Genomic DNA, 13,160 nt, shown 5'->3' on the forward strand with positions numbered 1-13,160 from the left:
GACGTAGCCCATTCTGATCAGGCGTAAAGGCCAAACTCAAACATCGAACTGTCAAGTGCCGCAATCGAAACTCCGGTCAAGACAATTGACACTCGGCCCGTGCTTATAGTCGCATATCCACTGGCGTTTTCAACGATGGTCAAATCAGCAAATTCGTCCGCAATAAGGTTGTCAAAGCGCAATCGATCGATGCCTACTTCAAAATCTTCAATATAGCTGGTTGCGCCCTGAGTTCTGAATTGGAACGTATCTTGCCCAATGCCTCCCCACAGGTAGTCCAAGCCTTCACCGCCGTCTAGAAGATCTTTTCCGGCTTTCCCGTACAGATTGTCGTTTCCGGCGCCACCCCGTAATTGGTCGTCACCATCTCCGCCGAGAAGCCGGTCGCTCCCCGATCCGCCATACAGTTGATCGTTACCGGCTTCGCCAAGTAGCTCGTCGTTTTCTGCATCGCCATACAGAAGGTCGTTGCCGCCCTGGCCGTTGAGGTAATCATTTCCATCGCCGCCATACAACTTATCGTCACCTGCCGCGTACAGCTGTGCGGCCCAAGGATTGGCGCTGGTGGAGTCACCAAACAACCTGTCATTTCCCCCATTGCCATAAAGCGTGTCGTTGCCGCCGTCTCCTTCGACAGTTTCTCCCAGTTGGCCACCTATGAAGGTATTGTTGCTCTCACGACCGTAGATCGTCACGCCAGACGACATGGATGTCACGCTCGAAAAATCTACCGTTCCAGCAAAGTAAACCGGTTTTACAGGCCACTGGCTGAACTGGTTGAAATCTATCTTTTCAACGCTTTTCAGGCCGTTATCGCTAATCATTACGGCAGTCCATACGTAACGATAGGTTGGCGCGACATAAATCTTGTCCTCACCCTGACCGCCATCAAAGCGCTCCCATCCATTGCGCACGCCTCCTAGGCCACCATATGCGCTGCCGCCAAGCTGGAACACATCGTCCCTCACAACACCATAGCGATCACCGTAAAAAACTCGCCGTAGCTAGTACCGACCTGCCAACTATTTGAGAGATAAAGAGTCATGCCATTCACTCCTCGATTAACGACAGAGATATTAGAATGATTGCAATGCAGGAAATTCATTTCGAAAATACTTATGAATACCCAAACACACTATAGTATAAAATCAAAAAAAGTCACGGAATTTCTAAATATACTACAGAATTGATTATTAACATTAAAAACAATATCGATATATTAGAAATAAATAATGGCCACAACATGCTTCATGTTGCAGCCATTATTCGCCAGTTAATTTAGCGGATGCCTATCAGAGCTTCCAGTCAGACCTACTGCCAAACAACCACACGTGCCTTCTGCGGCACGCGGTCATAGAGGTCGATGACGTCCTGGTTCATCAGGCGTACGCAGCCGGAAGAGACGGCCTTGCCGATGGAGTTCCATTCCGGCGATCCATGCAGGCGGTAAAGCGTGTCCTTGCCGTTCTGGAAGATATAGAGCGCGCGGGCACCGAGCGGGTTTTTCAGGCCCGGTGGCATGCCGCCGTTCTTGGAAGAATATTTGACCAGTTCCGGCTGGCGGGCGACCATTTCGTCCGGCGGGGTCCATTTCGGCCATTTCTGGCGCCACTGGATGACGCCTTCGCCGGACCAGGCGAAACCATCGCGGCCGATGCCGACGCCGTAACGCATGGCGCTGCCGCCCTGCTCCACGACATAGAGGAAACGCGAGCGCGTATCCACGACGACGGTGCCGGGGCGTTCGCCGGTCGGATCGACTACGCGCTGACGATAATAACGCCGGTCGATCTTCTGGTAGGGAACCGCGGGAATGACGTAACCGCCATCCTCGACCGAACCGTACATGACGGCCAGTTCCGCATCGCTAACGCCCGACGAGAACATCTGGCGGAAATCGCTGCCGATGCTGCTCGCCTGCTGGCGAATGGCTTCACCCGTGCCGGAAGAAGCGCAGCCCGCCAGCAACGAAGCGGAGGAAATACCCAGAAGGGAAAGGAAAGTGCGTCTGGAAAGATCTGTGTCGGTGCTTGTCATAAGGCCGGATTGTCCCACATTTCGAACGGCTATATCGCCGTTGTACATCGTTTGTTCCACGTACACAGGCGTATTGCGAAAATAGTTAACCGACCGCTAAAAGCCAGTCAGAAGGCGCTGGGGGAACCCCACGATGCAGCGCTTTCTTTTAGAAAGTGGTCAGATAACCACAATCTGTGCGCCCTTCGGTACGCGCTCGTAGAGGTCGATCACATCCTGATTGAGCATGCGCACGCAGCCGGACGAAGTTGCCTTGCCGACGGACTGCCAGTCGGGCGTTCCGTGCACGCGGTAAAGCGTGTCCTTGCCGTCCTTGAAAATATAAAGGGCACGCGCGCCGAGCGGGTTGTTGAGACCCGGCGTCATGCCGCCATTGGCGGCGGAAATGGAGGTGAGTTCCGGCTGGCGCCTGACCATTTCGTCGGGCGGCGTCCAGCGCGGCCATTTCGCCTTCCACTGGATCTTGCCGCGACCCGACCAGGCGTAACCGTCGCGCCCGAGGCCAACGCCATACCGGATAGCCTTGCCGCCCGGCTGCACCAGATAGAGAAAATGCTGCTTCGTATCCACGACGATTGTACCCGGCGCTTCCGCCGTCTGGTAACTCACCTCCTGCCGGAGATAACGCGGATCGATGCGACCATAGGGAATGGCCGGCAGGGACCGGTCGTCATCGCGGATCGGGCCATACATGACCCGGTGCAGCGGATTGGAGACCGGAAGGCCATAGGCCATCGCCTGACCTTGCGCCTGCGGCACATTCAATCCCTGCACCTGTGGCGCGCTCAGGCCCTGCCCGCGCACCGGCGGACCGTATTCCTGATGGAAGCGGGTTCTGAACAGATCCGGCGGGCGCGTGGAAAGCTGACCCGGCTGTGGTGGCAGTTCCGGCTGGCGATTGGAGCTTACGGAATTGAAATTGAACACCGGCGCCGTTTCCTGAACGAAGACGTCCGGGTTCATCCGGCTCGTATCCGTCACGAAAAGGCAGCCGCTCAGGAAAGGCAGCAGCGCAATAACCGCCAGCGAGGCCGCCCGGCGGCAGTTTTTCAATAGGAGTGCTGTCATCTGAACCGCTTCATGAAACCAAGTTTGAAGGCATGATGCATTGCGCGGCTGGCGCGAGGCTGGTGTGTGCCTTTCAAAAAAAATCGGAAAAGCGCATTTTTGCCCTTGAACCTCTAGTTGCTAGAGGTGCCAGATTGGCTGTCGAGTGGAATTCAGGAGCTAGAACCATGAATATTTCGACACGCGGCAGTTTGAACGGGGAATCAGGAGACCTGACCTTCACGGTCGGCGGCATGGATTGCGGCAGCTGTGCGGCGAAGATCGAAACGGCGCTCTCCCGCCTGCCCGGCGTTGCCGACGTCAAGGTCTCCGTTGCGCGCGAAAGGCTGAACCTTTCGCTGGCGGAAGACAAAACGTCGGTCGCAAAAATCGAGGATACGCTGCGCAAACTTGGCTTCAAGCCCGCTTTGTTGCCGCAGGACAAGGCTCCGCGCGAAAAGATTGCGGCGGAACATTACGATCATGGGCATGATCATGACCATTCATCGTGCGGTGGTCATCACCATGCGGAAGCACCACCGAGCATTGAGCAGAACAATGCCCTGGCCTTCTCTGTCGGCGGCATGGATTGCGGCAGCTGCGCGGCCAAGATTGAAACCGCGCTCTCGCGTCTGCCCGGTGTTGCCGACGTCAAGGTATCCGTTGCGCGCGAAAGGCTGAACCTTTCTCTGGCAAACAACAAAACCCCGGTCGACAAGATCGAGGACACGCTGCGCAAGCTCGGCTTCAAGCCTGCCTTGCTGCCGCAGGAAAAAACCGCACTCGGCAAGGTCGAAGAACATAATCATGATCATGCGCACGACCATGACCATGGATCATGCGGCGGTCATCACGGCCATGATCACGATCACAAACATGATCATTCAGGCCACGACCATTCGAGCCATGACCACGCCGACCACGACCATTCAAGCTGCGGCGGCCACCATCATGACGATGCGAAGCACGCGCATAGCCACGGGAGCGTTGAAACCGTCGCGCAGAGCGCCGACATGGGCCACGCCCATGGCGCGGATGAAAAAGGCGTGTGGTGGCGCACGGCCAAGGCGCGCAACACCTTCACCGGCACCATTCTCGTGGCCGTTGCCTATGCTGCGGAGCTTGGCTTCCCGGCATGGGGCAGTTACGCCTTCATCGTCGCAACGCTGGTCACGCTGTTTCCCATTGCGCGCAACGCCTTCAACGCCGCGCGTTTCGGGGCAATCTTCACCATCGAGATGCTGATGACGATTGCCGCCATCGGCGCCATCATCATTGGCGAGGCGGAAGAAGCGGCGATCGTCGTGCTGCTGTTCTCCGTTGGCGAGTTGCTGGAAGGCTTTGCCGCCGCACGTGCCCGCTCGGGCATCAAGGCTCTCGGTTCCCTGCTGCCAAAAACGGCACTGGTGGAAGAAAACGGTACGCTTCGGCAGGTGGCCGCCGATAAGGTTCGCATCGGACAGGTGGTCGTGGCGCGTCCGGGCGACCGCATTGCCGCCGATGGCGTGGTGATGGAAGGCGAATCCAGCGTCGACGAATCGCCAATGACCGGCGAGAGTATTCCGGTCGCCAAGGAAAAGGGCGCACGCGTCTTTGCGGGTTCGATCAACCATGACGGTTCGCTGCGCATTCGGGTCGACCGCGCGCCGGAAGACAACACCATTGCCCGCATCATCACGCTCGTTGAAGAAGCACAGGACGCCCGCGCCCCGACCGAGCGCTTCATCCAGAACTTCTCGCGTTACTACATGCCGCTGATCGTCGCGATTTCCGCACTCACGATCGTGGTGCCGCCGCTTGTGGGCCTTGGCGACTGGGACACCTGGATCTATCGCGGTCTCGCCCTGCTGCTGATCGGTTGCCCCTGCGCACTCGTCATTTCCGTTCCGGCTGCCATCGCCTCCAGCCTTTCGGCTGCGGCACGGCACGGTATGCTGGTGAAGGGCGGTGCGGTTATCGAGATGCTGGCACGCACCGAAACCGTGGCCTTCGACAAGACCGGCACGCTGACGCTCGGCGAACCTGTCGTGACGGATGTGGTGGCTCTTGACGGCAACGAGGCCGGGCTGATCGCGCAAGCCGCGACTATCGAGAACGAGTCCAGCCATCCGCTTGCCAGAGCCATCGTCAACCATGCCAACAAGGCAGGCGTAACTCCCCTGCCCGGCTCGGAGATCAAGGCGATTTCCGGTCGTGGCATGCAGGGCACCGTCGGCGGCAAGCGCCTGTTTATCGGCGCGCCGCGTTTTGCAACCGAAGTCGGGACCGTATCGACGGAACTTGCAGAGCGCATTTCCGCACTGGAAAGCGAAGGCAAGACCGTGGCCGTCGTCATGGCCGAGGGTGCGGCAAGCGGTCTCTTCGCCATGCGCGACGAACCGCGCAAGGATGCGGCAGAAGGCATCAAGGCATTGAAGGAGATGGGTATTTCCTCGCTTATGCTGTCTGGCGACAATGCCCGCACGGCAAAGGCAATCGGCAACAAGCTGGGACTTGAAGCGCGCGGCGAACTCCTGCCGCAGAACAAGGTCGAGGAAATCCGCAAGCTTGCCCAGAAGAAAACCGTGGTGATGGTGGGCGACGGCATCAACGATGCGCCCGCCCTCGCGGCTGCAAGCGTCGGTGTCGCCATCGGCTCAGGCACGGATGTGGCGATGGAAGCGGCGGATGCAGCGCTGATGCGCAACAATGTCGGCGATGCTGCCCGCCTGATCGGCCTATCGCGCGCCACCATGCGCAATATCCACCAGAACGTAACGATCGCGCTCGGCCTGAAGGCGGTATTCCTGGTGACAACGGTTACCGGCCTCTCCGGCCTGTGGCTCGCTGTCTTCGCCGACACCGGCGCTACGGTTCTCGTCACCGCCAATGCCATGCGGCTGCTCGGCTACTTCAAGAAGAGCGCCTGACTTTACGAGAGGGCCGAAAGCTGCAAAGCGGTTTTCGGCCCTTTTTTATGCAAATTCGTTGAAAAAGCGGATGCTTTCCGTCACGGCACCCGGCACCACGCCATTGTGTGTGCCGGGCAGCAGTTTTTTGTCGACCTTGAATCCCGAATACACGGCGCGATCGACGAAAAGCTGGTGATCGGCGTCGAACGGGCGCTCCTCCGTGCCGCGCAGCAACAGCGCCGGGCATTTGAGGCTGGGACCGAAACAGACCGAAGAGCGCATGATGAATTCCCGCTCGTCGGTTTCGTCGAAACAGAGTTCGTCCGAATAGCGGTTGAAGTAACGCCATGAATTGACGCCCGCAGAAATCGGCGCGGCGGCACGGAATTTGCGGCTCATGGCGGCCAAGAGCGTCAGCGTGCCGCCATTGGAATGCCCGGCGATGAAGAAGCGTTTCCTGTCGATACCGGGCAGGCTTTCCAGATAGGTCGCCGCCGCCAGCGCATCCGCTGTTTCGTCGTAGAAACCGGAATAATTGCCGTTCTGGCCGTTTTCGCCCCGGAAGGACGGCAAAAGCACGACGAAACCCGCCTCCCAATAGGGCTTCATCATCGCCCAATGGCCGTCACCGGTGGCGTTGCCGCCGTGCAGGAAAAGCACCGCGGGTTTGAGTACCGTCGAGGGCTGATAATGGGAAAGCCAGGCCACAAGCTCGATGGAACCATCCGGCCCGCCACGATAGGTGACCCGTTCCGCGCCCGGCGGTGTGCCGAGCGGCGATGATTTTTCCGGAGCGGACATTTTGCGCAGCAAATGGGTATGGAACCGTTTGCGCGCCTCGCCGTAATCCTGCTTTTCCAGCGGCAGCACTTCGGGCGTGGGAATGCCCGCTTTCGCACCTGCGGGCAGAAGTGCCGCTGCTGACAGGCCCATGGCACCCACAAGCAGATTGCGCCGCGTCAGGCTCCTTAAGGTCGCGCCGCTTTCTTCCTGTCCGAATGCTGAGGAGAGAAAGCGTTTATCTGGCATATGCGCACCTGAGTGATCAAAACATTAGAAGCAGTTCAGCACTGCGGCGAGAGGCTGTCCAATCACGGATTCGCGAATGACAACAATGTATTCGCAGCCATCATGGCATTTTCTGGACAAAACATTCCCTTACTCCTGGGCTTGTTACAGGAATCCAGTCGACGCGCATCGGCGCGGCGGGAAGAGTCCCATCAGCCCAACGACTTGGGCTGGCTGGATCCCTGTGACAAGCACAAGGATGAGGGAGACAGCGGAGACCCCTACCCATCAACGCCATCGATCATCGCCACAAGCGTCGCCAGGCGATCCGCCTCCGCCGGGAGTTTGTCGGCGCGAAGCCTCGCAATGCGTGGAAACCGCATGGCAACGCCGGATTTGTGGCGGTTGGAACGGTTGATGCCCTCGAAAGCCACCTCCAGCACGAAACCGAAATCCGGCGTGGCGCGCACCGCGCGCACGGGCCCGAAACGCTCGACGGTATTGTCGCGCACGAACTTGTCCAGCACTTCAAGCTCCGCATCGGTAAAACCGAAATAGGCCTTGCCAACCGGCACCAGTTGTTCGCCATCTTCACCTTCCGCCCATACGCCGAAGGTGAAATCGGAATAATAGCTCGAGCGTTTGCCGTGGCCGCGCTGCGCATACATCATGACAGCATCGATATTGTAGGGATCGCGTTTCCACTTGAACCACGGCCCCTTGGCCCGGCCGGCCTGATAGGCGCTGTCGCGGCGCTTGATCATCACGCCTTCGATCACCGGATCGGGCGGCGCGGCGCGAAGCGTATTCAGCTCGTCCCATGTTGAAAAACCGATGAGCGGAGACAGGTCGAAGCGGTCATGCGGGGCATGTTCGATGATATCCGACAGGCGGCCACGGCGTTCTAGATAGGTCTGCGCGCGAATGTCGCTCTCGCCGTCGAACAGTAGGTCATAGGCGCGGATAAAGGCCGGATAGTCATCCTGCATCTTGGCCGTCACCGTCTTGCGGTTCAGCCGTTGTTGAAGGTCGGAAAAGGTGCGCGTGAGATTGTTGGAGCGCGCCGTGCCGCCAATCAGCAATTCACCATCCATCACGCCTTCGAAATCGATGGCATGGAGCACGTCGGGAAATGCGCCGGAAATATCGTCGCCGGAGCGGGAGTAGAGTTTGCGCGTCTCACCTGCGCGGGAAAGCTGCACACGGATGCCGTCCCATTTCCACTCGGCCGCATAATCGGCAGGGTCCAGACCATCGAGATCGCCGTCTGCAACCGGGGTGGCCAGCATCACCGAGTGAAAGATGGCGGGCGTTGCCAGAACCGGTCGCTCGGACTTGCCCTCCAGCCAGGCGAAAAGCGTCGTGTAAGGCGGCGTCAGACCGTGCCAGAGGGTTTCGATTTCGATGATGTCCTTATCTGCGAAATCCGCCAGTGCCTGCCGCGCCAGCCGCGCCGAAACGCCGATGCGAAGGCTGCCGGTTGCGAGTTTCAGGAAGGCGAAACGCGAGGAGGTATCGAGCCGGTCGAGCAGATCGCGCACCGCTCCGCGCACTTCGGTGCGGCCGAGCGAATTCATCAGCGTCACGACTTCGCCAAGACGGGGATCCTGCGCCTCGGAATCATCCAGACCGCCGATATTGCCCCAGACCAGCGAGATGGTCTCGGCCAGGTCGCCGACATAATCGTATGAATAGCGGAACAGCACCTCGTCCATGCGCTCCAGCACCAGCTCGCGCAGCATTGCGGGCTTGACGCTTTTGAGGTCCAGCGTGCCGGCAATCGCCGCCAGCCCATACCCCCGGTCCGGGTCAGGCGTATCGCGGAAATAGTCGGTCAAAAGCTTCAGCTTGCCGTTGCGCGATGGGGTGAGGACAAGTCGGTCGAGAAGGGTGGCGAAGGCTTTCATCTCAATCCCCCTCGTCTTCGTAACCGACAAGATGCAGCGGTTTGGCAGCAATGCCCTGCAATTCGCACCAGCGCACCAGCGCCTCCTCGCGACCATGCGTGACCCAGACGGCCTGCGGGCCAATTTCCTTGATGGTTTCCAGCAGTTCCGGCCAGTCGCAGTGGTCGGAGATGACCAAAGGCAGCTCCACGCCGCCCTGTTTCGCCCGCTGTCGGACCATCATCCAGCCGGACGCGAATGCGATCAGCGGCTCGTTGAAACGACGCGCCCAGCGCTCCTGAAATGCAGAGGGCGGGCCGACGACGATCGCGCCCTTGAAGATGGCGGGATCGCTTTTTTCAAGCGTCGCGGGGCGCAGCTCACCGAGATCGATGCCTTGCGACACGTAATAATCGCAAAGCCGCGCCAGCGCGCCGTGGATATAGATGGGATCGGCATAACCATTGTCGCGCAGGAGCCTGATAACGCGCTGCGCTTTGCCGAGTGAATAAGCGCCGACCAGATGGGTGCGCTCGGGAAACTGCTTGATGGAGGTGAGCAGCTTGCCGATTTCCACCCGCGGCAGCGGGTGGTGAAACACCGGCAACCCGAAGGTGGCCTCGGTGATGAAGACATCACACGGCACCGTTTCGAAGGGTGTACAGGTGGGATCGATACCGCGCTTGTAATCGCCGGAGGCAACGATGCGCATGCCGTTCATTTCCACGGAGATCTGCGCCGAACCCAGCACATGGCCCGCCGGGTGGAAACCGACAGTCACGCCGTTTACCTCCACCGTCTCCCCGAATGCGACCGCCTGCTCGCTGCCGCAGAAGTCCTCGCCGTAACGGATGCGCATGATATCGAGCGTCTGGCGTGTGGCCAGCACCGCCCCGTGGCCGGCGCGGGCGTGATCGGAATGGCCGTGGGTTATCAACGCGCGCGCCACCGGCCGCACCGGGTCGATATAAAAATCGCCCGGCGGGCAATAGAGACCCTTGGGCGTGGAGTTCAGGAGCTGTTCCGGCTTCATATTCATTGAGATAGGGCCGCCCGCGCGAATTTAAAGTGCTGCGAGCATAACGCGGAACGGGCGTTAAATTTCCAGGGGTGCAGTTTTGTTTTCGCGCTCAGAGGTCGCGGGTATATTGGAAAGGCCCGGAACCATCCCTCATCCTTGTGCTTCTCACAGGGATGAGGGAAGAGCTAGTTGCCGGAGGAAGGCACAGCTCGAGTTCACCGCGCCTTATAAGGACAGCCGCCCCCTACTCCCCCGCACTTTCCGCCGGCTTGGCCGCCTGTGCTGCGGCTGGCAACCGGACCGGTTTCAGCATCAGTGCTGCGGCAAGGCCGATGGCGGCGGTTGCGGCGGCTGCGAAGAACAGCGGCGTGAAGGCATCCGAATAGAGCGAGGCAACGGCGGCCTGGGATGCCGCGGGCAGTTCGGAGAGCATCTTCGGCGTCAATTCCTCAATCCGTCCGACACCCGGAATGGTCACGGCAACGCCCTTGAGGCTGGAGGTGACGATCGCGCCATAGACCGAGATGGCGATTGCTGCGCCGCCCATGCGGGTGAGCGTCACCGCGCCGCTTGCGGCACCGATATCGGCCTTCGGCGCGGAATTCTGCACGCCGATAATGGGTGCCTGCTGGCCGAGGCCGACGGCGAAACCCTGCGCCAGCATGAGAATCGCAATCAGCCAAAGCGGCGTTCCCGCATGCATCTGCGTGAAGAGCAGCATGGCGATGACATTGATAGTAAGCCCGGCCACCGAAAACGGTTTGTAGACGCCGGTGATCGAGATCAACCGCCCGGCCGACAAGGAACCCATGACGATGCCGCCGGTGACAGCGATGAAGAACAGGCCGGCATGGGATGGGGAAAGCCCGGTCGTGGTCTGCAGGAACAGCGCGTAATAATTGACCATGCCGATGCCAATGCCGCCGCTGGTCAATGAAACGATCATCAACAGCGGAAAGGTGCTGTCCTTGAAGAGCCTGAGCGGCACCACGGGTTCCGGCGCGCGACGTTCCACCTGCACCCAGAGGAATGCGGCGATGACGGCGAAAGCGATAATACCGAGGCTGGGACCTGCAATAAGCGAACCGAACAATTCGCTGCTGTCGGCCCAGAAGACGACGCTTGCGATCGTCGCTGCCAGCAGGACGGCGCCGAGATAGTCGATCTTCGGCTGACGCGCGGGACGGCGGTAGGGCAGCAGGAAAATCAGGCCGGTGATGACGATAAGCCCGAGTGGCAGGTTGATGAGGAAAATCGACCGCCAGCCGAACAGATCGCTCATCGTGCCGCCGAGAATGGGCCCGACGCTGCCCGACGCCATGATGGTGAGGCTGGAATAGCTCTGGTAACGGGCTCTTTCACGCGGTTCGAACAGATCCGCATTGACGGAGAAGATCGAAACCATGATGCCGCCGCCGCCAAGGCCCTGAAGCACGCGGGCCGCGATCAGGCTATCCATTGACCAGGCCAGCCCGCAGGCGAGCGAGCCGAGCGTGAAGATGATAACCGCCGCGATCATCACGTATTTTCGCCCGAACAGGTCTCCGAGCTTGCCATAAACAGGCATGACCGCGCTGGTCGCCAGAAGATAGGCCGAACCGATCCAGCCGAAACGCTCCAGCGCGCCGAACTCGCCGACGATGGTGGGCAGCGCTGTCGAGACGATCTGGTTGTCGAGGGTAGCCATGAACATGGCCAGCATCAGAAACAGGAAAACGATGAGCCTACGCCGGTGATCCGACACAAGCGGCGCCACGGGGGCAACGGACATATCCATGAAAAATCTCGTTGAGTTTCGGCAATTTTGCTGCGACAATTTGTGTGCTATTAGCATATATATGTCAATGGCAAGTTTTTGACATCCATGATATTGGCGCTAAATGTGATCGCAAATCGGGATTGAAAGGAACGGCTGAGCGTGTCGACTGAGGAAGACTGGAACGAGGATCTGCCCGAAGACATCAAGCGCATCGGCAATACGATGACGCGTATGCGCATCATGATCGGACGGCGCATCATCGGGCGCATGGCGCTTGCCAAGGTGGCTCCGGGTCTGGAACTCTCCCATATCGACGTTCTCGATATATTGCGCCGCACGGACGGCGATGTCACTGTTGGTGCGATTGCCGAGGGCATGCGCATCGACCCCTCGCGCGGCAGCCGGGTGGTGGCGGATATGGTCGGGCGCGGCCTGTTGAAACGCGGCGTCTCGCAGGAGGATGCCCGCCGCAGCATCGTTGAGATCACACCACTTGGCACCAGTCTGCTGCAGGAAATGCGCCGGACCAAGATGAGCGTCATCCAGGACGTGATGGATGGATGGCCGGAGGAGGATGTCGAGACATTCGCCCGGCTTTTCGATCGGTTCATCGACCGTTTCGAGGCCCGGCTGTCACCGGATACGGACCTCCTGACGGATCAGAAAAAATCATAGTTGACCCTGACATCCACAACTTCACTTTAAAAGGACGAGACCTTAACGTGCCGCCATCGAAAAGGTAAAAGGGTGACTTCGATGTTGACGATCTATGGTGTCTACCGTTCCCGCGCCACGCGCACGCTCTGGCTTGCCGGGGAACTGGGCATGGAATTCAAGCACGTGCCTGTCGTGCAGGCCCGCCGCGTTGCCGATCCCCTGGCCGCAGACGCGCCGCTCAACACGCTATCCCCCGCGTTTCTGGCCATCAATCCGATGGGCACCATCCCCTGCATCGAAGATGACGGCATGGTGCTTTATGAATCCATGGCCATCAACCTTTATCTCGTCCGCAAATATGGCGGACCGCTCGCACCGGTCGACCTGAAGGAAGATGCGGCGATGCTGCAATGGTCGTTCTTTGCCGCGACCGAAATCGAGACCAATTCGCTGAAGATTTCCTCCGCCATTGCCGAAGGGCTTTCGGAAAGCGATGCCGGCAAAGCGGTGATCGATGTCGCCGCGCGCCTCTTGAGGCGGCCCTTCCGGGTGCTGGAGCAACATCTTGCCAGCCACGATTATCTGGTAGGCGACCGTTTCACCGTCGCCGATCTCAACGTGGCGGAAATCGTCCGTTACGCGCAGGGCCACCAGCCGCTGTTTGACGCCCATCCGGCGCTGAAAGCCTGGCTGGAGCGCTGCCAGGCCCGCACGGCATTCAAGTCCATGTGGGACAGCCGGGCCGCCGAGGCGGCGTGAACGAAGGCACTAGTGGGGATAGTTGGCAGACCTCTCTTCGCACTCGACGTCATCCTCGGGACAAGCCCGAGGATGACGAAGCAAGCTTTTTAGCA

Annotated in this window: 10 protein-coding genes; 3 read left to right on the forward strand and 7 right to left on the reverse strand. The window is 59.5% G+C overall.

All coding sequences use genetic code 11. The features are described 5' to 3' along the window. Nucleotides 1-17 precede the first annotated feature (17 nt). The 3 genes from FB593_RS05325 to FB593_RS05335 form a co-directional block, all read right to left on the reverse strand. Nucleotides 18-956, reverse strand: a complete 939-nt coding sequence (locus FB593_RS05325; RefSeq protein WP_111798909.1) for a calcium-binding protein — start codon at nt 954-956, stop codon at nt 18-20. Nucleotides 957-1,311: 355 nt separating this feature from the next. Next, complete coding sequence (locus tag FB593_RS05330) at nt 1,312-2,037, reverse strand: L,D-transpeptidase (RefSeq protein ID WP_013635657.1); 726 nt, start codon at nt 2,035-2,037, stop codon at nt 1,312-1,314. A gap of 159 nt (nt 2,038-2,196) precedes the next feature. Next, nucleotides 2,197-3,105 carry a L,D-transpeptidase gene (locus FB593_RS05335; protein WP_019564146.1) on the reverse strand — a complete coding sequence of 303 codons (909 nt, stop codon included), beginning with the start codon at nt 3,103-3,105 and terminating at the stop codon, nt 2,197-2,199. Nucleotides 3,106-3,272: 167 nt separating this feature from the next. Here FB593_RS05335 and FB593_RS05340 point away from each other — a divergent pair, with 167 nt between their 5' ends. Beyond that, on the forward strand, nt 3,273-5,993 hold the full coding sequence (locus FB593_RS05340; protein ID WP_112391609.1) for a heavy metal translocating P-type ATPase: 2,721 nt from the start codon (nt 3,273-3,275) through the stop codon (nt 5,991-5,993). A 45-nt stretch (nt 5,994-6,038) separates the two neighbouring features. On the opposite strand, the gene FB593_RS05345 is transcribed toward FB593_RS05340, so the two are convergent. From FB593_RS05345 to FB593_RS05360, 4 genes are all read right to left on the reverse strand, one after another. Then, complete coding sequence (locus tag FB593_RS05345) at nt 6,039-7,004, reverse strand: alpha/beta hydrolase family protein (protein WP_003511897.1); 966 nt, start codon at nt 7,002-7,004, stop codon at nt 6,039-6,041. 260 nt (nt 7,005-7,264) lie between these two features. Further along, nucleotides 7,265-8,890: a cisplatin damage response ATP-dependent DNA ligase gene (locus FB593_RS05350; protein WP_080799185.1), complete on the reverse strand. Its 1,626-nt coding sequence runs from the start codon at nt 8,888-8,890 to the stop codon at nt 7,265-7,267. A gap of 1 nt (nt 8,891) precedes the next feature. Beyond that, nucleotides 8,892-9,908, reverse strand: coding sequence for a ligase-associated DNA damage response exonuclease (locus tag FB593_RS05355; RefSeq protein WP_035251638.1), 1,017 nt, complete (start codon nt 9,906-9,908; stop codon nt 8,892-8,894). 226 nt (nt 9,909-10,134) lie between these two features. Further along, nucleotides 10,135-11,667 carry an MDR family MFS transporter gene (locus tag FB593_RS05360; RefSeq protein ID WP_019564151.1) on the reverse strand — a complete coding sequence of 511 codons (1,533 nt, stop codon included), beginning with the start codon at nt 11,665-11,667 and terminating at the stop codon, nt 10,135-10,137. 141 nt (nt 11,668-11,808) lie between these two features. On the opposite strand from FB593_RS05360, the gene FB593_RS05365 reads away from it, so the two are divergent. Both FB593_RS05365 and FB593_RS05370 read left to right on the forward strand, forming a co-directional pair. Continuing rightward, a complete protein-coding gene (locus tag FB593_RS05365; protein ID WP_145166372.1) occupies nt 11,809-12,324 on the forward strand; it encodes a MarR family winged helix-turn-helix transcriptional regulator in 516 nt (171 codons plus the stop codon). A gap of 81 nt (nt 12,325-12,405) precedes the next feature. Further along, the gene (locus FB593_RS05370) at nt 12,406-13,065 is read left to right on the forward strand and encodes a glutathione S-transferase family protein (protein ID WP_003511889.1); all 660 of its coding nucleotides are present in this window, start codon (nt 12,406-12,408) and stop codon (nt 13,063-13,065) included. Nucleotides 13,066-13,160 lie beyond the last annotated feature (95 nt).

Source organism: Rhizobium sp. SJZ105, from assembly GCF_007828365.1.
GTDB lineage: Bacteria > Pseudomonadota > Alphaproteobacteria > Rhizobiales > Rhizobiaceae > Agrobacterium > Agrobacterium tumefaciens.

What these genes read in the sequence shown, in the direction of transcription:
- FB593_RS05335 (WP_019564146.1), bottom strand. Translation starts at nt 3,105, where the DNA reads ATGACAGCACTCCTATTGAAAAACTGCCGCCGGGCGGCCTCGCTGGCG.
- FB593_RS05340 (WP_112391609.1), top strand. Translation starts at nt 3,273, where the DNA reads ATGAATATTTCGACACGCGGCAGTTTGAACGGGGAATCAGGAGACCTG.
- FB593_RS05370 (WP_003511889.1), top strand. Translation starts at nt 12,406, where the DNA reads ATGTTGACGATCTATGGTGTCTACCGTTCCCGCGCCACGCGCACGCTC.
- FB593_RS05355 (WP_035251638.1), bottom strand. Translation starts at nt 9,908, where the DNA reads ATGAATATGAAGCCGGAACAGCTCCTGAACTCCACGCCCAAGGGTCTC.
- FB593_RS05360 (WP_019564151.1), bottom strand. Translation starts at nt 11,667, where the DNA reads ATGGATATGTCCGTTGCCCCCGTGGCGCCGCTTGTGTCGGATCACCGG.
- FB593_RS05330 (WP_013635657.1), bottom strand. Translation starts at nt 2,037, where the DNA reads ATGACAAGCACCGACACAGATCTTTCCAGACGCACTTTCCTTTCCCTT.
- FB593_RS05345 (WP_003511897.1), bottom strand. Translation starts at nt 7,004, where the DNA reads ATGCCAGATAAACGCTTTCTCTCCTCAGCATTCGGACAGGAAGAAAGC.
- FB593_RS05350 (WP_080799185.1), bottom strand. Translation starts at nt 8,890, where the DNA reads ATGAAAGCCTTCGCCACCCTTCTCGACCGACTTGTCCTCACCCCATCG.